24 protein-coding genes are annotated in these 21,556 nt (G+C 42.1%); 15 read left to right on the top strand and 9 right to left on the bottom strand.

The genetic code is table 11. The annotated features are described in order from the left end of the window. Positions 1–39 precede the first annotated feature (39 nt). The gene (locus tag CLV57_RS13175; RefSeq protein ID WP_245857057.1) at positions 40–1,941 is read left to right on the top strand and encodes an OmpA family protein; all 1,902 of its coding nucleotides are present in this window, start codon (positions 40–42) and stop codon (positions 1,939–1,941) included. A 3-nt stretch (positions 1,942–1,944) separates the two neighbouring features. On the opposite strand, the gene CLV57_RS13180 is transcribed toward CLV57_RS13175, so the two are convergent. From CLV57_RS13180 to CLV57_RS13200, 5 genes are all read right to left on the bottom strand, one after another. Beyond that, on the bottom strand, positions 1,945–2,763 hold the full coding sequence (locus tag CLV57_RS13180) for a DOMON domain-containing protein (protein ID WP_157799156.1): 819 nt from the start codon (positions 2,761–2,763) through the stop codon (positions 1,945–1,947). Between the two features lie 131 nt (positions 2,764–2,894). Then, positions 2,895–3,152 (bottom strand): acyl carrier protein, encoded by a 258-nt coding sequence (locus CLV57_RS13185; protein WP_211290073.1) that lies wholly within the window; start codon positions 3,150–3,152, stop codon positions 2,895–2,897. Continuing rightward, on the bottom strand, positions 3,152–4,423 hold the full coding sequence (locus tag CLV57_RS13190; protein ID WP_100341860.1) for a beta-ketoacyl-[acyl-carrier-protein] synthase family protein: 1,272 nt from the start codon (positions 4,421–4,423) through the stop codon (positions 3,152–3,154). Before CLV57_RS13190 ends, CLV57_RS13185 begins: the two co-directional genes overlap by 1 nt. Next, complete coding sequence (locus CLV57_RS13195) at positions 4,420–4,890, bottom strand: 3-hydroxyacyl-ACP dehydratase FabZ family protein (protein ID WP_100341861.1); 471 nt, start codon at positions 4,888–4,890, stop codon at positions 4,420–4,422. Before CLV57_RS13195 ends, CLV57_RS13190 begins: the two co-directional genes overlap by 4 nt. 99 nt (positions 4,891–4,989) lie before the next feature. Further along, positions 4,990–5,787 carry an SDR family oxidoreductase gene (locus tag CLV57_RS13200; RefSeq protein ID WP_100341862.1) on the bottom strand — a complete coding sequence of 266 codons (798 nt, stop codon included), beginning with the start codon at positions 5,785–5,787 and terminating at the stop codon, positions 4,990–4,992. Between the two features lie 120 nt (positions 5,788–5,907). On the opposite strand from CLV57_RS13200, the gene CLV57_RS13205 reads away from it, so the two are divergent. The 8 genes from CLV57_RS13205 to CLV57_RS13240 all read left to right on the top strand — a co-directional run bounded on the left by CLV57_RS13205 (position 5,908) and on the right by CLV57_RS13240 (position 12,270). Next, the gene (locus tag CLV57_RS13205) at positions 5,908–6,405 is read left to right on the top strand and encodes a hypothetical protein (RefSeq protein WP_100341863.1); all 498 of its coding nucleotides are present in this window, start codon (positions 5,908–5,910) and stop codon (positions 6,403–6,405) included. A 1-nt stretch (position 6,406) separates the two neighbouring features. After that, positions 6,407–7,306, top strand: a complete 900-nt coding sequence (locus CLV57_RS13210) for a hypothetical protein (RefSeq protein ID WP_100341864.1) — start codon at positions 6,407–6,409, stop codon at positions 7,304–7,306. 10 nt (positions 7,307–7,316) lie between these two features. Continuing rightward, on the top strand, positions 7,317–8,456 hold the full coding sequence (locus tag CLV57_RS13215) for a beta-ketoacyl-ACP synthase III (RefSeq protein WP_100341865.1): 1,140 nt from the start codon (positions 7,317–7,319) through the stop codon (positions 8,454–8,456). Positions 8,457–8,565: 109 nt separating this feature from the next. Further along, on the top strand, positions 8,566–8,973 hold the full coding sequence (locus CLV57_RS13220) for a hypothetical protein (RefSeq protein ID WP_100341866.1): 408 nt from the start codon (positions 8,566–8,568) through the stop codon (positions 8,971–8,973). After that, positions 8,963–9,976: a BtrH N-terminal domain-containing protein gene (locus CLV57_RS13225; RefSeq protein WP_100341867.1), complete on the top strand. Its 1,014-nt coding sequence runs from the start codon at positions 8,963–8,965 to the stop codon at positions 9,974–9,976. Before CLV57_RS13220 ends, CLV57_RS13225 begins: the two co-directional genes overlap by 11 nt. Then, positions 9,967–10,719, top strand: a complete 753-nt coding sequence (locus CLV57_RS13230; protein ID WP_100341868.1) for an ABC transporter ATP-binding protein — start codon at positions 9,967–9,969, stop codon at positions 10,717–10,719. Before CLV57_RS13225 ends, CLV57_RS13230 begins: the two co-directional genes overlap by 10 nt. Then, positions 10,719–11,999 (top strand): ABC transporter permease, encoded by a 1,281-nt coding sequence (locus CLV57_RS13235; protein ID WP_100341869.1) that lies wholly within the window; start codon positions 10,719–10,721, stop codon positions 11,997–11,999. The genes CLV57_RS13230 and CLV57_RS13235 overlap by 1 nt, the downstream gene beginning before the upstream one ends. A gap of 7 nt (positions 12,000–12,006) precedes the next feature. Continuing rightward, positions 12,007–12,270, top strand: a complete 264-nt coding sequence (locus CLV57_RS13240; protein WP_100341870.1) for a phosphopantetheine-binding protein — start codon at positions 12,007–12,009, stop codon at positions 12,268–12,270. Positions 12,271–12,343: 73 nt separating this feature from the next. Here the strand turns inward: CLV57_RS13240 and CLV57_RS13245 are convergent, their stop codons facing one another. Continuing rightward, positions 12,344–13,138, bottom strand: a complete 795-nt coding sequence (locus CLV57_RS13245; protein ID WP_100341871.1) for a hypothetical protein — start codon at positions 13,136–13,138, stop codon at positions 12,344–12,346. Between the two features lie 231 nt (positions 13,139–13,369). Between CLV57_RS13245 and CLV57_RS13250 the strand changes: the two genes are divergently transcribed. Further along, on the top strand, positions 13,370–13,612 hold the full coding sequence (locus CLV57_RS13250) for a hypothetical protein (protein ID WP_100341872.1): 243 nt from the start codon (positions 13,370–13,372) through the stop codon (positions 13,610–13,612). A gap of 734 nt (positions 13,613–14,346) precedes the next feature. Further along, the gene (locus CLV57_RS13260) at positions 14,347–15,417 is read left to right on the top strand and encodes a PAS domain-containing sensor histidine kinase (protein ID WP_100341874.1); all 1,071 of its coding nucleotides are present in this window, start codon (positions 14,347–14,349) and stop codon (positions 15,415–15,417) included. Positions 15,418–15,473: 56 nt separating this feature from the next. Here CLV57_RS13260 and CLV57_RS13265 read toward each other — a convergent pair whose 3' ends face one another. Then, positions 15,474–16,280 carry a mechanosensitive ion channel family protein gene (locus CLV57_RS13265; RefSeq protein WP_100341875.1) on the bottom strand — a complete coding sequence of 269 codons (807 nt, stop codon included), beginning with the start codon at positions 16,278–16,280 and terminating at the stop codon, positions 15,474–15,476. 215 nt (positions 16,281–16,495) lie between these two features. Here CLV57_RS13265 and CLV57_RS13270 point away from each other — a divergent pair, with 215 nt between their 5' ends. The 3 genes from CLV57_RS13270 to CLV57_RS13280 are packed head-to-tail and all read left to right on the top strand — an operon-like array spanning position 16,496 to position 19,018. Beyond that, positions 16,496–16,909, top strand: coding sequence for a hypothetical protein (locus CLV57_RS13270; protein ID WP_100341876.1), 414 nt, complete (start codon positions 16,496–16,498; stop codon positions 16,907–16,909). Positions 16,910–16,951: 42 nt separating this feature from the next. After that, positions 16,952–17,545, top strand: a complete 594-nt coding sequence (locus tag CLV57_RS13275) for a penicillin-binding protein activator LpoB (protein ID WP_100341877.1) — start codon at positions 16,952–16,954, stop codon at positions 17,543–17,545. Continuing rightward, entirely contained in the window at positions 17,546–19,018 is a 1,473-nt protein-coding gene (locus CLV57_RS13280) for a COG3014 family protein (protein WP_245857060.1), read from the top strand. It begins immediately after the preceding gene. On the opposite strand, the gene CLV57_RS13285 is transcribed toward CLV57_RS13280, so the two are convergent. Both CLV57_RS13285 and CLV57_RS13290 read right to left on the bottom strand, forming a co-directional pair. Continuing rightward, positions 19,019–19,360 carry a hypothetical protein gene (locus CLV57_RS13285; protein WP_100341878.1) on the bottom strand — a complete coding sequence of 114 codons (342 nt, stop codon included), beginning with the start codon at positions 19,358–19,360 and terminating at the stop codon, positions 19,019–19,021. It abuts the gene before it with no gap. Between the two features lie 49 nt (positions 19,361–19,409). Further along, entirely contained in the window at positions 19,410–20,165 is a 756-nt protein-coding gene (locus CLV57_RS13290; protein WP_100341879.1) for a TerC family protein, read from the bottom strand. Positions 20,166–20,375: 210 nt separating this feature from the next. Between CLV57_RS13290 and CLV57_RS13295 the strand changes: the two genes are divergently transcribed. Beyond that, positions 20,376–21,530 carry a PQQ-dependent sugar dehydrogenase gene (locus tag CLV57_RS13295; protein WP_245857062.1) on the top strand — a complete coding sequence of 385 codons (1,155 nt, stop codon included), beginning with the start codon at positions 20,376–20,378 and terminating at the stop codon, positions 21,528–21,530. Positions 21,531–21,556 lie beyond the last annotated feature (26 nt).

Raw genomic sequence — 21,556 nt, forward strand, 5'->3', positions numbered from 1 at the left:
GTTGTAACTTAGGTTAACAACAGTCGTATTAGTTAAGGGTTGAAAAAAGCTGCATCAATATTCTTGCTCCTGTTTGTTGCGTACTTCAGCTATGCACAGCAAAACTATTCTACGCGCAATAGAACCGCTATTAAGTATTTTGTTGAGGGCAACCACAATTTAGACAACCTTGCTTATGATGAAGCCATTGCCAATCTGCGTAAAGCTATAGAGGCAGATGCGCAATTTGCTGAAGCGCATGCTTTATTAGCCGATATTATGCGGCAGCGGCGGTTTGATCCGCTTAGCGTAATTGATGAGTACAAAAAGGTTTTGGCCATTAATCCTGATTTTAACAGGGCTATTTACATCAATTTGGCTGAACTGGAGGTTGGCCAGGCTAAATATCAGGAAGCTCTTCAATATCTGGAAAAATACCTTACTTACCCGGGCATACAACCCAAAGACAAATTAAGAGCTGAAAAACTGATAAAAGATTGCCGGTTTAGCATTAACGCTTTAAGCCGCCCTGTGGCATTTAACCCAATCAACGTTGGCAAGGCTATTAACACCCCTGCTGATGAGTATTCGCCGGTTATAACTGCTGATGAGAAAACCATAATTTTTACCCGCCAGATCAACGCTAACGAGGATTTTTACCAAAGCAATAAAATTGACACCAACTGGCAAAAGGCCTCTTACCTGAGCGAGCGTATCAATACACCCAACTTTAACGAAGGCTCTGAATCTATTTCTCCCGATGGCAAGTATCTGTTCTTTACCGGATGTAATCGGCCTGATGGTATGGGGCGTTGCGATATTTATGTAGTGCTGAAAAAAGGCAATGATTGGGACAAACCTTTTAATCTGGGCGCACCGATCAATACTTCAGGCTGGGAGTCTCAGCCATCCATCAGTTCAGACGGGCGCACGCTTTACTTTGTAAGTAACCGTGCCGGCGGCTATGGCGGCTACGATATATGGAAGTCAACGTTAACCAATAAAGGTTGGGGCACACCGGAAAATTTGGGACCTACAGTAAATACGCCCTACAACGAGCAATCGCCCTTTATACATCCGGATGACAGCACTCTTTATTTTTGCTCAGACGGATGGCCGGGCATGGGTGGGCAAGATCTGTTTGTAAGCAGGTTAGATAATAACGGCAAGTGGCAGGAACCGGAAAATCTGGGCTATCCAATCAATTCAAACGGTAACGAAACTGGCTTAAGTTTAACTGCGCGCGGAGATTTTGCCTTTTTTTCGTCAAACAAATTAAATGGAGCAGGTGGTTTTGACATCTACAGCTTCAAAATGCCTCCAAACTTCAAGCCGAAGCCTGTTACTTATGTTAAAGGAATTGTATTCGACGCAAAAAACAAAAAGCCGTTGGAGTCGCAGGTTGAAATTATTGCCTTGCGGGATAGTAAGCCCGTTTATCAAAATTACAGTTCAGAAACAGACGGTGACTTTTTAGCTACCTTAACTTCTGATAAAAATTACGGCCTTAATATATCCCGAAAGGGATATCTGTTTTATTCAGAAAACTTTTCGTTAGTGGGCTATAAATCTGATAAGCCATTTAATATACAGGTACCGCTGCAACCAATTGAGATAGGCAGTAAGGTAATATTAAAAAACATTTTCTTTGATACCAACAAATACGACCTGAAACCCGAATCGCGCGGGGAGCTACAGGAAATGGTTAATTTCTTAGCTTATAACCCAACTGTAAAAGTCGAAATATCAGGCCATACAGATAACGTTGGCAACGACGCATTGAATCAAACCCTCTCAGAGAATAGGGCTAAATCGGTTTACCAATTCCTCATTAGTAGTAAAGTAGATGCTTCACGCCTAGAGTATAAAGGCTACGGCAAAACACAACCGGTTGCTACCAACGAAAGTGAGGAAGGCCGCAGCCAAAACCGTCGGACAGAATTTAAAATTATCGGGAAGTAAATTTCATTTAGGGAAAGTAAATTTGCCCCAAAAATCCATAGAAGGTGTTAATTGCTGCGTATTATATTCAGCATTTACCGGGTTATCAGCATTACCAGCAGGATTTACACGCTTTGGTGTACCTCTTCCTCCCCTACTTGCAGAAGCTACGCTTGTTCCGGCAGGCACAGCAATAACTTCGGTTGTTATTAAATTTCGTTCAAGGAATGTCTTAATATACAAACCATTTACTTTAATATTAAAAGCCCATGGAGTTTGTTGAACACCATCAAAGCCAATAAGCTTTAGTGGGATACACTCTTCATAAATTAACTCACCGTCAGCGTTAAAACTTATTGCCGCTTGTATATTGTGATTGTTTTTTTGAGAAGGTATGTATTCAGGTAGCTGATCAAAACCATGTAGACGGATCTGCCTCATACCTGAGTTTTTAACTCTTTCCATCAGGCCTGCTGTCTCCAAATTTTTAAAATCACTTAAGTCATTACCATCCGGTGAGGGGAAAGTTGTACTAAAAGTAGCTTTTTTTTTACCTTTAGGATCTAAGCTAAATGTTAAACCTGCGCCTAAAATATTTTGTTGCTTTTTTTTGTCCTTAGTTTTTAAAACAAGGTACAAGTTGCTGGTATCAGATGATATTAAGTACGAAAGCTGAGATTTATCGTTTTGGATTTCCTCGTAACCTTGCCATTCAGTCGCGATTCCATCTATTTTAACTCCTGATGGTGCGTACTTTGCAATTACATCCTGTGCATGTAGTCCAGACACGACGAAAGAACAAATTAATAAGGCGACGTAGCTGTGATAAGATAGTTTGTACATTGGTTTGATAATTGATATTTAAAAATAGCCAATCAAAAGCCAACTTCCATACATTACAATACAGAATAAAATCGCAAACGATTAAGTAATGTGTAAGATAACCTTTTTCCAAATTATCTTAATCAAAAGTTTTAGGCGTGTTTGTTTAATTTCTCGGCAATTACGTCAATGCAATTACCAACATTGTACATTTTTTCGGCGGCATCAAAATCTATCTCAATGTCGTATTGAGCTTCGGCATCAATTATTATATCAACCAGATTGGCAGAATTTATTTTAAGATCTTTTATCAGATCGGTTTCTTCCGTTATTCCATCCACCATCGCTTTGTCTTCCGTATACGGAGTTAACACTTTCTTTAATTCATTCAGAATTTCTTTTCTGTCCATCAGTTAAATTTTGATAATATTAAGCAGGCATTTACATCGCCAAATCCAAAGTTAGCTTTCGCTATTACGTCAATCTGCGTGTTTACCTTAGTTACCGGCAAATTGTTTGCACCAATTGCATCTAAAATTTCCGGCATCGGATCTTCCAGGTTCAAATTTGGATGCGCAAAGTTATACTTTAACTGCAAAACTGCAGCAACAGTTTCAATTGAACCTGCAGCACTCAATGAATGCCCTACCATTGACTTAAGCGAATTAACCAGCGGGAAGTTATCTCCGCTCCTGCCTAAGGCTTGTATCCAGTTCTGTATCTCCCATTTATCGGCCATGGTAGCAGTTAAATGCCCACAAACCAGATCAATATCATCCGCGCTTATGCCGGAGTCTGTAATGGCCTCCCGGATGCATCTTATCACCCCTTCTGATGATGGCGCTGTCATGGTACCGCCGTTACGCTGCCCGCCCGAGTTGGTTGAACCACCCAACACCTCTCCATAAATTTTAGCGCCACGTGCCAGAGCATATTCCATCTCTTCCAACATTAGAGCACCTGCACCCGAGCCGGGAACAAAGCCACCTGCCGAAGCGCTCATGGGGCGCGACGCGCGCTCAGCCTGATCATTGTATTTGCGTGATAGCACGCGCATGGAGTCGAAGCCGCCAAAAACATACCTGTCAACAAACTCGCAACTACCTACCAACATACGTTTGGCCATGCCGTATTTAATATACTCATAACCCATAATTATGGATTGCGTGCCGGTAGCACAGGCGGCCGAGTTATTGATTACTTTGTTACCTAAACCTAACCTACCTGATATATAAGCCGTAACACCGCTATTCATGATCTGCTCAACTACGCGCGAGCCTAACTTTTTTGATTCGTGAGCATCAACGCGGTAGATGGCGTTTTTTATAACATCAGTATCGGCAACGCTGCTGCCAAAAACACAGCCGGTATCTAAAAGTACTTGTTCACTTACAATTTCATTACCGGCGTCTGTCCAGGCATCTAAAGCGGCCTTTATACCGAATGCGATGCCCTTGCCTTTTAATCCGTATAAGCTGGTTTCGCTTATGTAATTGCGCAAATCTTCCCATTCAAACTCCGGAAAACCTCCTACCTGGCAATTAAATTTCAGGTCTTCGTATTCCGGATAGTGTTTTATACCCGATACACCATTTTGTATGGCTTGCAGAAAATCAGGAATATTATTTCCGTTTGGCGCTACAACACCCAAACCCGTAATTACAACACGACGATCACTCATTTACTATTAACTGCAGCATTTTTAATAACCCCTGAAAATACACCTTTTGCTATCAATTCCGAATTTGCATCGTGCATTTCTACTGTACATTTCAATTTTCCGAACCGGAAATACTGTTTTTTTGATTTTACGATCACTTTTTCGCCGGGTAAAACCATTTTAAAAAAATCAACATTGGTTGACGTAAGCAGCGGAAACGAGTCCTCATGCATTTCAAAGCCCTCGTGTTCTTTTATATCGCCCAACATCAGGTGTATACCCAATACTACCAACCCTATCTGCGCCATTATCTCTGTAATAATAACGCCAGGCGTTACGGGGTTACCCGGAAAGTGATCTTCATAAAAAAACGACTCCGGCTTTAACGTGTATTCACCAATAACACCATCATCGTTCAATGATGTAATATCATCAACAAACAAGAAAGACGATTTGTAAGGAAGATAGTTTAATATGTTGTTAGTCATTTGTCAGTGGTCATTTGTCATTAGTATAGAAAATAGTCATTGTTTTATTATTGATTATTAGACCTTGACTACGAATGACTAATGACCAATGCCTGATGACTACCTACAATGTTCTCCCCCGTCTACATGTATAACCGATCCGTTTATCCATGCTGCTTCATCTGTGCAAAGCAGGTATATAACATTTGCAACGTCATCGGGTTTTGTTAATCTTTTAAAAGGATTACGCTGTGTAGCGCCCTCAATAAGGCGGTCGCTTTCGGGTATCCGTTTTAACGATGGTGTAGCTGTAACGCCCGCCTGTATTAAATTGGTTTTCAGTCCGTAAGGAGCCAATTCAACAGCCATGTAGGTATTTAAACTTTCTAATGATGCTTTGGCTATTGATACGGCAGCATACCCATCCCAATACTTATGGGAGCCCTCACTGGTTAAACCAATAACGCGGGCATCGGCGCAAAAAACTTCAGCGGTTAACAGATCACGCGCCCAATCCAGCATACTGGTTGCCATGGCGTAAGTAGTCAACTGGATATCATCAACAGATAATAACCCACCATCATCGCCAGCCAGGGGTTTTAAGTTACCGCGGGCTATGGAGTGCAGCAGCAATCTTACTTTATTTTTTTTGCCGGCAACAAAAGCAGATATGAAATTATTGCGAACTGTTTCATCAAGCGCATTAATATTATGCGCTTCAATTTCCACATTATTTGTAGTTGCTATATCAGTCAGTTTTTGCTTAACAATTTTATCTGATGCACCCATTTCGCGGTACAGCACAGCCACGTTCATGCCATGGCTGGCTAGTTTCTCGGCGGTGGCAAAACCGAAGCCGCTTGAGCCCCCCAAAATAACCGTCCATAAACCCGAAAACTGCTTAGTATTGTTCTGCACTTAAACCTAGTTAAAAATAAACCGTCTAAAATAAGCTTAATCCTGATATTTTCGTCAAAACCGGCGGATATTAGGCTGCCTTGCATAAATAGTTATATTTGCTCACCTTATAGTTGTAAAATGGTAAAAACTGTTAAGATGATATGTTTCTGCGTTTTAGCACTAATAGCTACTACCCTAAACGCTAAAACACTACCGCAAAAGTTTGATAAAGGCGCTTTTTACGAGGCAATGAAGTCTGGCGATTTAGACGTTATTGAGAAAGAACTGGAAGTAGTCAGGGCATCATCAACCCCCAATAAAGATGGCTATGAAGGCGCGCTTTTAATGCGTAAAGCAGGATTGGTAAAGAGACCAGCCGAAAAGTTAAAACACTTTAAAGCCGGTCGCATTAAGTTTGACACCGCTATAATGGCCGATAAAGACAACACAGAATACCATTTTTTGCGCTTAGCCATACAAGAACACGCGCCAAAAATTGTTAAATACAACAAAGACCTCGAAGCCGATAAAGAGTTTATCCTGAAAGAATATAAAAACCTACCGCAGGTAGTGCAGCAAGCCATTTTAGATTACACAAAAAACTCCAAGCTATTAAAGGCTCAGGACTTCAGCTAACATGAGTAAAAAAGTTTTAGCCATTTATTACTCGCAATCGGGCCAATTGGGCGAGATAGTTGAGAATTTCACAGCCCCATTGGTGGAAGCAGGTGTATCTGTAGAGTATGTTCGCGTGCGGTTGGTTAATGAACCTAATTTCCCGTGGACGGGCGACACTTTCTTTAGTGTGATGCCCAATTGCCAGTTAGATGTTCCTGCCGAATTGCAGCCCTTTGAGTTGAAGGAGGAGAAGTATGATCTGGTGGTATTAGGTTACCAGGCATGGTTCCTTTCGCCAAGCATTCCGTTCAACTCATTGATGCAAACACCGCAGTTAAAAGCAGTATTAAAAAACACGCCTGTTATTACCATAACCGGCGCCCGCAACATGTGGTTGAACGCTTTTGTAAGGGTGAAAAAACTTATTAATACTGCCGGTGCAAAACTGGTTGGCAACGTGGCATTGGTAGACAAACATCCCAACCCGGTGAGTTTTGTCACAATTTTCCATTGGATGCTACACGGAAAAAAAGATAAATATCTAAACATTTTCCCTCCTCCGGGTGTTTCTGATGCTGACATTAAAAATACCAAAGCATTTGGTGAAAGCGTTCTTGAACATTTGAACACTGACAGTTGGGCCGGTTTACAGGATAAACTGGACGCGCAAAAGGCGGTGGTTTTAAATTATAACCTGATGGTTATTGAAGGTGTGGCAGGAAAAATATTCAGGGTTTGGGCCAACTTCATTTCCAAAAGAAAAAACAAGCTACCATGGATAAGAGCTTTTAAATATTACTTATTAATTGCTTTTTTTGTTGGTGCCCCAATAGTAGTTACTATTGACGGCATATTATTCAGGTTTACATCGCCAAAACGCAAACGGGCCCGAAAGCAGTATTACTTAAATTTAAACTAACATAACAGGCATGCCCGTTTATATTACAGATACCTCTAAATTTTTTCCTAACCAGCCGGTTGCTAATGATGAAATGGAGCAATACTTAGGCTACATTAACGGGAAACCATCAAAATCAAAAAGTATAGTATTGCGTAATAACGCCATTACTAACAGATACTACGCTTTAGAAAAAGGCGGTAAATCAACTCATACCAACGCACAGATGACAGCACTGGCGGTTAAGGAACTGTTTAAAGACGATCCTGAGAAGATAAAGGAAGTTGAACTGCTGTCATGCGGTACTTCATCGCCAGATCAAATGATGCCATCGCACGGTGTAATGACGCATGGCTGGTTGCCCGAAATGGGCGCTACCGAAGTAGTGTCGCCGGCAGGCGTTTGCTGCGCGGGTATGCACTCGCTTAAATATGCTTACTTAGCCGTTAAAACCGGCGACGTGAAACAGGCTGTGGCTACAGGTTCAGAGCGTTTTTCGGGCTTGCTGGTATCAGATGTTTTTGAGGAAGAAGCTCAGAAATTAAAAGAATTGACCGCTAACCCGTTCATCGCTTTTCAAAAAGAGTTTTTACGTTGGATGCTATCGGATGGCGCTTCGGCTTTTATGCTGAAAGATGAACCGAATAAAGACGGCATCAGTCTTCGTATTGATTGGATTGAAGGTGTATCATACGCCAATGAAATGGATGCCTGTATGTACATGGGTGCTGAGAAAAATGCAGACGGCTCTTTGAAAGGGTTTATGGATTTTACGCCTGAAGAGGTAATGAACAAATCCATTTTCAGCATAAAACAGGATATTAACCTGCTTAGCGATAACATTGTACCGTTAGGCGGCAAAAAGATAAAGGAGATATTTGATAAAAAAGGCCTTACCGCTAAAGATATCGACTGGTTTTTACCGCATATATCCAGCAATTTCTTCAAGAGTAAAATTTACGATCTGGTTGAAATTTACGGCGGTGGCATTCCCTACGAAAAATGGTTCATTAACTTATATACTGTTGGTAACGTTGGTGCGGCATCTGTCTATTTAATGATAGACGAACTGTTCCATAGCGACAAACTAAAAAAGGGCGAGAAAATATTGCTATTGGTGCCTGAAAGCTCACGCTTCTCGTACATGTATGCAATGTTGACGGTGGTGTAGACTCACCCAACCCTCCCCTGAAGGGAGAGGGCTTAAAATTCTTTTAAAATAATATCATCAATGTAATCAATAAAAGTCTCCCCCTTTAGGGGAGATTTAGAGGGGGCTAATGAAAAAAGAACAAGTTCCGCAGGATATGAGCGCTTTGGGTAAAATAACCAAAGAGGTTTGCTATGCTACGGACGAAAACGGCAATTATACCACCCAGCTAAGTGATGGCTGGGATGTAAAAATTACCGCGCTGGACAAAGCCTGGGAAGAAATTGAGGACCGCGCGGAAGCGGCTCGTCAAAAAGTTTTGAATGGTGAGGCAAGTCCGCTATTGTATTTTATGGAAAAGGGGTTAATGGATATAAAATTGCTGGCCGGCTATACCGGATTTTGGCAATGGCAGGTAAAACGCCATTTAAAGCCCGACGTATTTAAAGCACTATCCGAAAAAAAGCTGCAGAAATATGCAGAAGTTTTTAATGTTACTATTGCCGATCTGCACAACTTAAAATTTAATGACGCTTGATTTTAACCACATACAAGCCGCCCATTGCGAAAATGGCGTTACTACAAGTTTACTAAAACACAATGGCGTTAAGCAAATTACCGAGCCATTGGCCTTTGGTATTGGCGCGGGTATATTTTTTACTTACATACCCTTTTTAAAAATAAACAACGGACCGGTAATTGCATTCCGCACTTTGCCCGGGTTAATTTTCAACCGCACCTGCAAGGCCCTGGATATTTCGGTTGTGCGCAAAAAGTTTTTTTCAAGGGAAGCGGCAGAAAAATATTTGAATGATGAACTGGCCAAAGGTAACCCTGTTGGCTGCCAGGTAGGCGTTTACTACCTGCCCTACTTCCCTAAAGAATACCGCTTTCACTTTAACGCGCATAACATTATAGTTTTTGGTAATGAGGATGGCAACTACCTGGTAAGCGACCCTGTTATGGAAGGCACCAACACCTTAAGCGCTTACGAGTTAGAGCGTGTGCGTTTTGCAAAAGGCGCTTTGGCTCCACGCGGGCAGCTCTATTATCCTAAAGAAAACAGACCGGTCACTGATGAGCAGATCAAGCGCGGCATTATAAGCGGTATAAAAAAGGGCGTACAAAATATGCTGCAAATACCGGGGCCAATAGCCGGAATAAGCGGTATCAAATTTACTGCGAACCGCATAAAAAAATGGCGCGATAAACTTGGACCGAAAGACGCAGGATTATATTTAGCCCAATTGGTGCGAATGCAGGAAGAAATAGGCACAGGCGGCGGCGGGTTTCGTTATATTTACGGAGCTTTTTTGCAGGAAGCGCACCCTTACACCAAACAGGATGGTTTGTTAAATATAGCCCAGGATTTTACTGCCGCCGGCGATTTATGGCGCGAGGCGGCGGTGCATGCTGCCGGTATTTACAAGGGCCGCTTGGGTAGTCAGCAAGATTACAATACCATGGGCGATTACCTGTTAGAGGTTGCTGAGGTGGAAAAAAAGGCATTCACCGCTTTAAAAAATATAAAATGGCAATAAATAACGGTCTGGCGGTGGCTATTGAAAACATGGGGTTCAGGTATCCGGGTAATGAAAAGATATCCTATTCCGGGCTTAACCTAAACATTACCAAAGGTGAACGCTTTGGCCTGTTTGGGCCCAATGGTGCAGGCAAAACAACACTAATGAACCTGATGACCGGCGTAATACTTGCTGATAGCGGCAGCATTACCTTATTGGGTGAACAGGTTGGTCGCAATAAAAAAGCCAATAGCTTATTTGGCTTTGTTCCGCAGGATTTTTCTTTTTACTATGAACTGTCTCCTGTGGAAAACCTGGAGTTTTTTGGAGCTTGGGCAGGGTTAAATAAACTACAGATACAACAACGCACAGACGAGTTGCTGCAAATATTAAGTCTGGAAGATGTAAGACACAAAGCCGTTGGCAAATTCTCGGGCGGAATGAAACGCAGGGTAAATTTGGCCATAGGGGTTATGCACAACCCGCAAATATTGTTCTTAGATGAGCCTACAGTAGGTGTTGACGTACACACCCGCCACGCTATTTTAGACTATCTGCAAACACTTAATAATGCGGGCACTACACTTATCTACACATCGCACCAGTTAAGTGAGGCAGAAGACCTGTGCACACATATTGCCTTTGTTGATAAAGGCAAAATTATAGCCGAAGGCGACATTGATGATGTACTGACAGCGCATAGACACGAGACCTTGGAAGAACTATTTATTAACTTAACCGGAAAGGCCCTGCGCGACTAATGTTTAAGCTCTGGATATCTATAAAAAAAGACGTAAAGGTGTTGCTGCGCGATAAAGTGGGACTGGCGCTGATGCTGGGTATGCCTATAGTTTTGGTGGTGGTGGTTACCAGCATTCAAAACAGCACCTTTCAACTCATCAATAAAAGCAAAATTGCGGTGGCGGTTTGCAATTTAGATACAGGCTTGGCAGGCAGGCAATTGATCAAAGACATTGATAATATTGGCTTATTCAAAGTGCTTAACCCTACAAGAAAAAACGCTGATAGCCTGCAGCAATACATGCATGATTCCGACGCTATGCTGGGCATAACCATACCCCAGAATTTTACCGAAAAGGTAAACGCGAAAGCATCCAATTCGGCAGATAAAGCCATGGCGGAGTTTAATGGCGGAGCAGATAGCACTGCCGCATCAGCGCCACCGGAGATCGATCCATTGCAGGTGTATTACAACCCTGTTTTGCAGGAATCGTTACGCTTTTCGGTACAGGGGGCGTTGCAAAGCGCTTTACAACTGGTGGAGAGCCGTCAAACCCTGCGCACCCTTTACTATAACACTAACGAAAAAGAAATGCCTTTAGAGCTGGAAAAACAAATGCTGAGTGCCAACAGTAAGGTAAATATGTTGCCTACATCAAAAGATGGCACCCGCAACACACCCAATGCGGCACAGCACAATGTACCGGCATGGACCATATTCGCTATGTTTTTTGTAGTGGTGTCGTTAGGAGGATCTGTAGTTCGAGAAAAAATAAGCGGTGGTTATATCCGTTTAAAAACATTGCCAACCAATTATATGGTAGGCATATTATCTAAACAGATCACCTACCTGGTGGTAACGCTTTTACAGGCCGCTATCATTTTTTCAATGGGCATATGGCTGTTCCCTGTTATAGGGCTGCCTCCGCTTAACATACCGCATGATGTTTTGGCATTGTTTGTAGTTACCTTAGTAACCGGCTGGTGCGCGGTTAGCTATGCTATTTGCGTGGGTGTATTTGCCGGCACACATGAGCAGGCCAACGGCTTTGGCGCCATATCCATTGTGATACTGGCTTGTATTGGTGGCTTAATGGTGCCAAGCTTTGCTATGCAGGGTTTGGCAAAAACGCTGGCTAACTTTTCGCCAATGCATTGGTGTTTACAGGCTTACTATAAAATATTTTTGGAAGGCGCATCGTTAACAGATGTGCTGACCAACCTGTTCTCCATATTGACCATAAGCCTTGTGCTATTATTTATAACACACGTGGGGCTTAAAAAGAAAAATTTAATATAATTACCGAATGGAAAAAGAAGCATTAAAAGAGCAACTTAAAGCACAAATAATACAATTTTTAAACTTAACAGATCTTACCCCTGCTGATATTAAAGACAATGACCCTTTGTTTGGTGATGGTTTAGGTCTGGATTCGATCGACTCGCTTGAATTAATTGTTCTGCTGAAAAAGGAATACGGCATCACTATTAATGACCCTAAAGAAGGCCGCAAGGCTTTGACAGACATCAGCACTATGGCTGATTATGTTGAGGCTAACCGCACAAAATAAATCCTTGAAAACAAAGCCTGTTTATTGAACAATAAACAGGCTTTCTTTAATAAGCAGTCGGGTATTCTACCATTTAACATGGATAAACCATCACCGGAACAGGAACTTGAACAGGCAAACGTTTTGGTAAAGCGTTGCCAAACAGTTGCCCAAAATGATACTGCCTGTTCATGCAAACCAGCATATCAGCTTTCATGGTATTAACCAACGTATCAACAACCTTTACCATATTGGCTTCTTTCACCTGGGTAAAAAGCAGATTGCATTTGTCTTTATATCGCCCCAAGGTATCATTGAATAATTGATTGCCGTATGACGGAACCAGATCCGGTAAACCCTGCATACAAATATGCGCTACCAGCAAGCTCACATCATTCATCTTTGACAGATTATTTACCACCGGCGATTGGCAATATCGCAGATCTGTAAGGTAAACCATACGCTTTACTTCATTTCGTTCCGGCTTTTCGGGCAGTAACATTAGCGGGCAATTGATCTGGTTCAATACGATCTGCAGGTCAAGGCGACTGCTTTTGGCAGTATTGATAACCAAGGCGTAATTTTGCTCACGGATATGCGCTATCATTTCGATCTCGTTAAAACCGGAAGCATCAATACGGGTAACACGCGGCATGTACACCTCGCTGCTAACATCTTCCAACGCATCCTCAAAACCGTCAAAAGGTGCGGAGAATTGCCTGTAGTGCAAGTGTTTATTAATAGGTACCAATTGCCTGCTTGTAGCGTGTACCGTTTTTTGTAATTGTGCTATGGTTATATCCTTGCCATTTTGCAAGGCGAACTGGTAGGCAAACTCATTTACATGCGTAGGGTCTGCTTGGTCTGTAATAATTAATAACTCGTTCATATATGGTAGATGGACTTAATGCTTTTTAACAAGCCGTAGTATTTAATAACACACTGTTAAGCTTGTAGTTTTGCCGGTAAATACCCGATTTACACACGTTGATTACGATTGTTACGCAAACACTTTTCGGTTGTTAGGCCCTTAAAAAGGGTAAAAACCGTTAACTTAAATGGTAATAATACGCGTGTTGTTTGAAAACCGACAATGTAATTTCGACGGAAATAAATACCCATGAAATTCCAATTATCTATACAACACCAAAACCACGAACTTGTTTTTACAGTTAGAAAAGCTGTTTACTTTAAAGATCTGGTTTATCAGATCTTTATTGAAGATCAAAACTTTATATTATATAAACGGAACGGTGTTTGGCGATCAAATATGAATAACACCAATGAGGACTTGGCACAGGAGATAGGAGCTGCTATTGCTGAGCATTGCGGCGAGTTGAATAGTTATATAACTAATATTTAGATTGGCGTGCTACGCCTCTCTAATGTGCCGAGGGAGGGATAAATAAACTATTTACATGTGATTTGAATTGGCTATTATTGGAATGCCTGATGATGAAGCAAACTTATATATCGGAATAATATTCGGAGTGCAAATAGTCCAATATACCCGCAAATAGATCATCTCGCCCAAGAGTTACAGGCAACCAACTAAAAGTATCACCATTTTGAGCGATGATGATAGCTATATAACCGTTGCATGAGGCAATATCTTGCACATATTTTTTTAGGATATCCACCAAGTCTGCTTTATAAGCATCTAATATTGACCGCTTTCGTTTTACTGGGGTCAAGGCACATTCCGGGTTGTTCTGTAAACTTCAACTTCCCCATATGTTCAAATATATCAAGATAATATATTCGAAATGAGCTTAAACAGAAGTACGGTACTTATCTATTTAGAGTAGCCCTGCATATTATTACCCACAAGAGTGGTATTAGCATCTACTTTAATTGTATTAATAAATCCCTCACAATGGAGGGATTTTATATAGCACCACTTCTCCTTCTCCAACATATCAATATTACAAGCGCTTCTGTAGCTCCAATAGTTGCTATTTTAATTACGCCAGCTTGTTGTACTGCCACTCGGCTTTCCAGCCTCGATCGCTAAACACCTGTTTTATAGAATGTTTATACAGGATTAGCTTTTTAAAAACAAAAGCTACTACCATTGGTTGGTATAGCTAAGCAATTATGGTTTTAACTGAAAATGATTTATTTAGCGCCCTTGGCAATAATGCCCGCGAGTGTTATTTTGCGTTTGATATTGCGCAAAAAAAGATAGTTTATATTGGCCCTGCTATTTATAATTTAACGGGATTAGACGATAACACTGTTATGCAAAATGTGGAGCCGCTATGGGAGATCATCCACCCTGAAGACCGCGACTATGTGCGTAAAGCCTTGATGGCATTGGTTAAAACACAACGCATACAGGCTGAATTCAGGATTGAGACCGGCGACAGGCATAAATATCTGCAATTGAATGCTTATCTGTTAAAAAACGGAATTGCTGCCGGTCACATAGCCAACATTACCGACCTGAAGAACAATATTATTTATGCCGATAAAATAAACGCTCGTAAAAATGCTATGCTGGCCGTTGTAGCACATGACTTGAAAGAACCTGTAGGTGTAATTAACATGATGGCGTCAGCTATAAAAAGAAACCCGGCTGTTACAGGCAATGAGGATATATTGGCCAACATAAAGGTAATACAAGAACTTTGCGCTCGCAATATTACGCTGATAAAGGACCTGATGAATAAAGAGTTTTTAGAAGCACCAGAAGTTGGTTTGCGTAAAGAACGCATCGACATGAGCAAAACCCTGGGCGACCTGGTAAAACAATACAAAGACAGCGAGCATGTTACCGGAAAACATTTTGAATTTATCCGGTCGGATGTACCTGTGTACGCGGTAGTGGATATGCTCAAAATTGCACAATGTGTTAATAATCTGATAGCTAATGCAATTAAGTTCACTCAGGTTGGTGGCAACATTGCGATTATCTTGAGTGAGCAAGCCAGCAGTGTTGAAATTTGTGTAAAAGACAATGGCATAGGCATTCCTGCCAATCTACAACCCTTTTTGTTTGATGAAAGAACCAGGGCACAAAGACCGGGCCTGCATGGAGAACAAGGTTACGGCATGGGCCTATCTATTATACATTTATTGGTTGAATTGCACGGCGGCAAGGTTTGGGTAGACAGCGTGGAAGGTGCGGGCAGCTCATTTTTTATTGATTTACCCAAAGGGTTTTAATCACTCCCGTAAATGCTTTAAGTCTAAAAAGGTGCTAACAGTATTTCTTTGTAACACTACATGCCTGGCAATTTAATTCCAGCATCTTTTACAGCTTGCAAAACGGCTTCCTGCACCGCAAGTTTTGTATCCTGAAAACCGTGGGAATTAACCCATACGTTAATGCTGAGTAAGTATCCGTCATTTTGTAGCTCACCAATACCAATTCTTCGTTCCGGAGTAGCCAACACGTGCGTATTCACATCAATTGCCTTGTTAATTACGGCTTTAATTTCTCTGATATCAATAGCGTTGGGTATTTTCATATTAATATCCAATCGGCGGCTGCCCTGGCGTGTGATATTGATGATCACCTCGTTGGATAGTTTGCTGTTGGGCACAATTACCAAACGGTTGTCAAACGTGGTTATCATGGTGTAAAACACCTGTATACTGGTAACGGTGCCTTCCTGCCCTTGGGTGATGATGTTATCGCCAACAGAAAAGGGCTTAAGCAGCAGGATTAAAATACCACTTGCAAAATTCTGTAAGGTGCCTGACAGCGCTAAACCCGCAGCTACACCAAAAGCACCTACTATGGCGGTGAATAGGGTAAGTTGTATACCCATGATCTGCATTACACCTATAACTAATAGTATGCGCAATGCCACGCCCAGCAAACTCAGCAGGAAAGGTTTCACGGAGGGGTCAACATCACGTTGGTGCATGCGCTGCTGCGAGCGGTTTACTATCCACGCTATAACCCGTAAGCCAATAAATAAAACAACTAAACCAATGAGTAGCCTCGGACCGTAGTTGAGCACCCAATCATATGCATGATCGTACAATTTATCTAATGTCCATGTTTCCTTTTTCTCTGCCATATTGCTTATCTGGTTTGCTATACAACAACAAAGTGTAAAAAAAGATTGATGATGAATTTACGTTAAATTAAAGTTTACGAAATTGGCTTTGTAATGTAACGTTTGCCACCGTTCTATCGTCTACTTAATAAACGGGCCAACCAGTTGAAAATAATTACATAAAACTGGCGTTTATTTTGCTGCTTACCCGTAATTTTGAATATAATTTTAAGCCGATGAAACGTAACCTCATCATTATCGCTCTTATTGCCGCAGGCATTGTTGGAAGCAAAGCTTTTGCACAGCAAGCCGCTTTGGCACCCGATCAAAACCCACGCTTTCACGAAAGCGCTAACAAATACCTGCATGTTGCCGACTCGGTAAACCGCTTGCAGGGAACTACCGCGCAAAACACCTACAAGGCATACGACTGGTACCAGGCCCGCGAGGAACGCCGTCAGCAAAGGCGCGAATGGCGTCATCAGGAACGCATGTACGGTGGCTATTACAGCTATTCACCCGGATGGAGTGTGTACGGCAGCTACTACCCATACAATAACTTTTATGGTAACTATGGTTGGGGTGGCTATGGTAACCGTTGGGGCGGTTGGGGTAATAACTGGGGCGTTGGCTTAGGTTACAGCTGGTAAGCACATTTATTCAATCTAAACATCAATTTACAATTCATATATATGAAATTCAATAATCTTTTGGTAGTTGCTGCTATCTCAGCATCTGCATTATTTGTAACTTCTTGCTCCCGTCAGGTAACCCGTGTAAGCACCGATGAAACCATTGATGTTAGCGGTTCTTGGAATAACAGCGATTCGCGCATGGTGGCACAGCAGCTTACCGACCAAATATTAACCGGCCCATGGTTAGCCAATTTTGCTCAGGCACATCCGGGTAAAAAACCAACCGTAATTGTTGGTTTGGTTAACAACAAAAGCCACGAACACATTGAGGCCGAAACTTTTATTAAGGACGTAGAAAGCGCATTCATTAACACACAGCGCGTGAGATTAGTTCAGGGTGGTAAAAAACGCGAAGAACTGCGCGCCGAAAAAGCTGATCAGCAAACTAATGCCAGCCTATCAACCATGAAAAAATTTGGTTTAGAGAACGGTGCTGACTACATACTGCAAGGCTCTATCAATTCAATTGTTGATGCGCACAAACGCCAGAAAGTGGTTTACTACCAGGTAAATCTGGAGTTGACCGATATTCAAAGCAACGAAGTGGTTTGGATAGGCGAAAAGAAAATTGCCAAATACGTTAAAAACTAATTGGCCCGCTACCCTGCCGCTTTGGGCAGTTTCACTATTGAAATGACATTTTTTAAAAAGTATTTTTGGGGAGCATCAGCGTATATAGCACTGATGCTCTTTTTATCAGGTTGCGCTACGTACAATGAGCAGGTTCTGCCCTATTATAAAAGCGTAAAGGCAGGCAATTATGCTGAGGCCGAGCAGCAGTTGGATAAAAACAGCCTCATAAAAAAACCGCGTAACCAGTTGCTTTTTTTAATGGAAAAGGGGCGCATTAGCCACCTCAACCATGAGTACGAAAAAAGCAACGGCTATTTTAACGCTGCCGATTCTTTACTGGAAGCCGGACTAACTAACGCAGGCGATGCCGCGGTTGGGGTGTTGGTTAACTCCATGTCGCAACGATACAAAGGCGAGGACGTAGAGAAATTTATGATCCACTACTACAAAGCGCTCAATTACATCTACCTTGGTAAAAAAGAGGATGCTATTGTTGAAGCACGCCGTATCACCTTACAAGCGCAAGAACAGAAGGATAAGTTTAATGATAAAGCCACCCGCTACAGTAATGATGCTTTTTCATTAATGTTGCAGGGTATGCTGTACGAAAGCGATGGCGATGTAAACAATGCTTTTATATCCTACCGCAACGCCGCCGAGATCTATTTAAAAAGCGACGATAAAATGTGGTATGGCACAGGTATGCCATCGGGCTTAAAGCTCGACTTGATACGCACCGCTAAATTGAACGGTTTTACATCCGAAGCTGATCAATACGAAAAAATGTTTGGCATTACTTACACCCCTGCCCCAAAACCTGAGGGTGGCGAGTTAATATTTTTCTGGGAGAATGGCCCGGCTCCTGTTAAAACACAGGTGGATATGTATTTTGGTTTAGTAAGGAATAGTAACGGCGATCTGTTTTTCAGTGATGCTACCGGCGGCTGGGTGATACCATTTAATTACACCGGCGATCGTGGGCGGGTAAACACAAAATCAATAGAGAGCTTAAGGGCTGCTTTTCCTAAATATATTCCTCAAAAGCCATACTACACAGGCGCTACCCTAACAGTTGATTCCACCAGAGTAATTGGATTGGAACGTGCAGAAGACGTGAACGAAATTGCCATCCGGACGCTACAACAACGTATGTTGAGTGAGGCAGGCAAGGTACTATCGCGTTTAGCTGTAAAAAAAATTGCTGAATACACCCTGCGTGAAAGCGCTAAACAAAGCAACGGGCAAACCAATACATTATTAGAGGGCTTAGGCTATGGCATGCAACTTTATAGCCTGCTTTCTGAAAAAGCCGATACCCGTAGCTGGCAATCATTACCGGGGAGTATTTCCTACGCGCGTATACCGCTGAAAAAAGGAGAAAATACAGTAAAGATCACCCTTAAAAACCCTCAGGGGGCAGATGAGGTTAAAACCTTTACAATAACCGGAAACGGGCGGCTGCAATTTTATAACTACGCCAGTTTAAGATAATTAATCCAGTCCCGGAGCCAGCAGATCAGGGTTTACATGCCCATCGTTGGCTTCAGTTATTTTGTGCAGGTTGTAGCGCAGATCACCATTTTCTTCGGTTGTTGAGGCCAGTAATCCCTTGGTATGCCATTCGGTTAAGGCATGATGCACACCGGCAATAACATCCTTTTCAGCATTTTCATCAGCCAGCAACTCTTTTACCTTAATAACCACTTCATCGGCTGTGGCGCTGCCTAACTGGGCCAAAGCATATAAAGTTTGATCTTCTATTGTTCCTTCAGCATCAAAGTGAGCGGGCACCTGCAAGGGTTTGTACTCTTCGCGAAATTCTTTGTCAGTCATAGGTTGTTAATTTATTATATCAACAGAGAAATTTTGCTTTTGTTGACCACTAAACCATTGGCGGCGCTTTTTTCTTTTTAAGTTTCAGGTTAAGTAGCTCCACCAATACCGAGAATGCCATAGCGAAATAGATGTATCCCTTTGGTATGTGCTGATCTAAAGCTTCGGCCAGTAAGGATACACCTATCAGCAAAAGGAAAGACAATGCCAGCATTTTTACCGTTGGGTGTTTATTCACAAAATCGGCAATGCCGCCGGCCGCCCAAAGCATTACCCCTACTGCTAAAACAACAGCTATGATCATGATCTCAATGTGGTCTGCCATACCCACCGCGGTAATTACAGAATCGAGCGAGAAAACAATATCTAATACAACAATTTGCGCAATGGTACCCCAAAACGAGCGCTTCTTAACTACGTCAGTGTTATCTTCATGGTCTTCCAGTTTGTGGTGTATCTCTGACGTACTTTTATAGATCAGGAACAAACCTCCAACCAATAAAATAATATCGCGACCTGAGATGGCCAGATTAGACACCCAGGTTGCATTGGTTACGCCAACCCAGTCGGCAACATTAAATAGTGTTCCGGTAAGTGTCATTACCCAACTGATGGACAGTAGTAATAATACCCTTGTAACCATAGCAACGGCCAAACCTATTGTACGGCCTTTCTTTTGCTGATCTTTAGGCAGTTTATCGGTAAGGATAGAGATGAATACAATGTTGTCAATACCTAAAACAATTTCGAGTACGGTAAGGGTGAGTAGTGATATCCAGGAGTCGGCCTGCGCAAATATTTCCATGTGTGTAAGATACAAATCAAACCTAAAAGGCGTGAAACAGTTTTAGCTTAAACATTTACCCCTTCTAACTGTTTTGTTAGTGTAATATAATTATTGTGTTTGCACATTTAATTACTAACGTTGTAACTTACACCCATATTCCAAAAATCGACTTTATTTATGAGATCAAAGTTTTATAAGCCATTGATATTAAGCGCAGTTTTAATCTCAATGACAGCCACCGTAATGGCTCAAACCGGCGAACCGGTTGAAACTAAAAAAGCAAATACTGATTACAAACCCGCCTTTGCCGGCCAAACCCGCATAGGCAGCGTTAAAACAAAAACCCCATACACAGTTACCGTTATCAACTCGGAACTGAACGGGCCATGGGGTATTCATGTATTGCCAGACGGACGCTTGCTGATAAGCGGTAAACCCGGCAATATGCAAATAGTAAGTACCGAAGGTAAAATTTTAAAAACCATTACCGGCTTTCCGCCTGTGCAGTTTGCCAGTCAGGGTGGTTTGTTGGATGTAAGTATAGATCCTGATTTTACAAAGAACCGCATGGTTTATTGGACCTACGCTCAGCCTAACACAGAAACAGGAGCAACTTTGGCTGTTGCAAAAGGAAAACTATCTGCCGATGAAACCAAACTGGAAGATGTAAAAGTTATTTACGAAGCTACTCCACGCTATAAAGGAGCCGGTCAGTTTGGCTCACGCATAGTATGGGACAAACAAGGCAACCTGTTTGTTAGTGTGGGCGACCGTATGGCTAATGATATCCGTGTTAAAGCACAAGACCTGAATGCTACGGTAGGCAAGATCATACATGTCACTAAAGATGGTAAACCTGTTGCAGGCAATCCATTTATTGGCAAAGGCGATGCTAAACCTGAGATATATGCTTACGGTTTCCGTAACCCGGATGGTTTTGCAATCAACCCTGTTACAGGCGATCTTTGGGAGTCTGAGTTTGGTCCGCGTGGTGGTGATGAGCTGAATTTGATTAAAGCCGGTGGTAATTATGGCTGGCCTTATGTTACTTACGGCATTGAATATAGCGGGCAAAAAGTTTACGATGGTATTCAACAAAAAGAAGGCACCGTGCAACCAGTATACTACTGGGACCCGGTTATCTCTCCGGGTTGTATGATGTTTTACACCGGTAACATTGCCGAGTGGAAAAACAACGTATTTATTGGCGGCTTAAGCAGTCAGTTTATTACCCGTTTGGTTTTACAAAACAACAAAGTAGTTGGCGAAGAACGAATTGCTGCTGATAAAAATGAACGCTGGCGTTGCATTGCTACAGGTAAAGACGGCGCTATTTATGCCGGAACCGATAGCGGAAAATTATATAAGATAGCTAAGCAATAAAGCTTAACGTTTACCAGTAACAAAAA

This window comes from Mucilaginibacter auburnensis (assembly GCF_002797815.1).
Lineage (GTDB): Bacteria > Bacteroidota > Bacteroidia > Sphingobacteriales > Sphingobacteriaceae > Mucilaginibacter > Mucilaginibacter auburnensis.

What these genes read in the sequence shown, in the direction of transcription:
- CLV57_RS13235 (WP_100341869.1), top strand. Translation starts at nt 10,719, where the DNA reads ATGTTTAAGCTCTGGATATCTATAAAAAAAGACGTAAAGGTGTTGCTG.
- CLV57_RS13275 (WP_100341877.1), top strand. Translation starts at nt 16,952, where the DNA reads ATGAAATTCAATAATCTTTTGGTAGTTGCTGCTATCTCAGCATCTGCA.
- CLV57_RS13250 (WP_100341872.1), top strand. Translation starts at nt 13,370, where the DNA reads ATGAAATTCCAATTATCTATACAACACCAAAACCACGAACTTGTTTTT.
- CLV57_RS13180 (WP_157799156.1), bottom strand. Translation starts at nt 2,763, where the DNA reads ATGTACAAACTATCTTATCACAGCTACGTCGCCTTATTAATTTGTTCT.
- CLV57_RS13245 (WP_100341871.1), bottom strand. Translation starts at nt 13,138, where the DNA reads ATGAACGAGTTATTAATTATTACAGACCAAGCAGACCCTACGCATGTA.
- CLV57_RS13285 (WP_100341878.1), bottom strand. Translation starts at nt 19,360, where the DNA reads ATGACTGACAAAGAATTTCGCGAAGAGTACAAACCCTTGCAGGTGCCC.
- CLV57_RS13260 (WP_100341874.1), top strand. Translation starts at nt 14,347, where the DNA reads ATGGTTTTAACTGAAAATGATTTATTTAGCGCCCTTGGCAATAATGCC.
- CLV57_RS13195 (WP_100341861.1), bottom strand. Translation starts at nt 4,890, where the DNA reads ATGACTAACAACATATTAAACTATCTTCCTTACAAATCGTCTTTCTTG.
- CLV57_RS13225 (WP_100341867.1), top strand. Translation starts at nt 8,963, where the DNA reads ATGACGCTTGATTTTAACCACATACAAGCCGCCCATTGCGAAAATGGC.
- CLV57_RS13270 (WP_100341876.1), top strand. Translation starts at nt 16,496, where the DNA reads ATGAAACGTAACCTCATCATTATCGCTCTTATTGCCGCAGGCATTGTT.
- CLV57_RS13230 (WP_100341868.1), top strand. Translation starts at nt 9,967, where the DNA reads ATGGCAATAAATAACGGTCTGGCGGTGGCTATTGAAAACATGGGGTTC.
- CLV57_RS13190 (WP_100341860.1), bottom strand. Translation starts at nt 4,423, where the DNA reads ATGAGTGATCGTCGTGTTGTAATTACGGGTTTGGGTGTTGTAGCGCCA.
- CLV57_RS13265 (WP_100341875.1), bottom strand. Translation starts at nt 16,280, where the DNA reads ATGGCAGAGAAAAAGGAAACATGGACATTAGATAAATTGTACGATCAT.
- CLV57_RS13240 (WP_100341870.1), top strand. Translation starts at nt 12,007, where the DNA reads ATGGAAAAAGAAGCATTAAAAGAGCAACTTAAAGCACAAATAATACAA.
- CLV57_RS13185 (WP_211290073.1), bottom strand. Translation starts at nt 3,152, where the DNA reads ATGGACAGAAAAGAAATTCTGAATGAATTAAAGAAAGTGTTAACTCCG.
- CLV57_RS13205 (WP_100341863.1), top strand. Translation starts at nt 5,908, where the DNA reads ATGGTAAAAACTGTTAAGATGATATGTTTCTGCGTTTTAGCACTAATA.
- CLV57_RS13220 (WP_100341866.1), top strand. Translation starts at nt 8,566, where the DNA reads ATGAAAAAAGAACAAGTTCCGCAGGATATGAGCGCTTTGGGTAAAATA.
- CLV57_RS13290 (WP_100341879.1), bottom strand. Translation starts at nt 20,165, where the DNA reads ATGGAAATATTTGCGCAGGCCGACTCCTGGATATCACTACTCACCCTT.
- CLV57_RS13295 (WP_245857062.1), top strand. Translation starts at nt 20,376, where the DNA reads ATGACAGCCACCGTAATGGCTCAAACCGGCGAACCGGTTGAAACTAAA.
- CLV57_RS13215 (WP_100341865.1), top strand. Translation starts at nt 7,317, where the DNA reads ATGCCCGTTTATATTACAGATACCTCTAAATTTTTTCCTAACCAGCCG.
- CLV57_RS13210 (WP_100341864.1), top strand. Translation starts at nt 6,407, where the DNA reads ATGAGTAAAAAAGTTTTAGCCATTTATTACTCGCAATCGGGCCAATTG.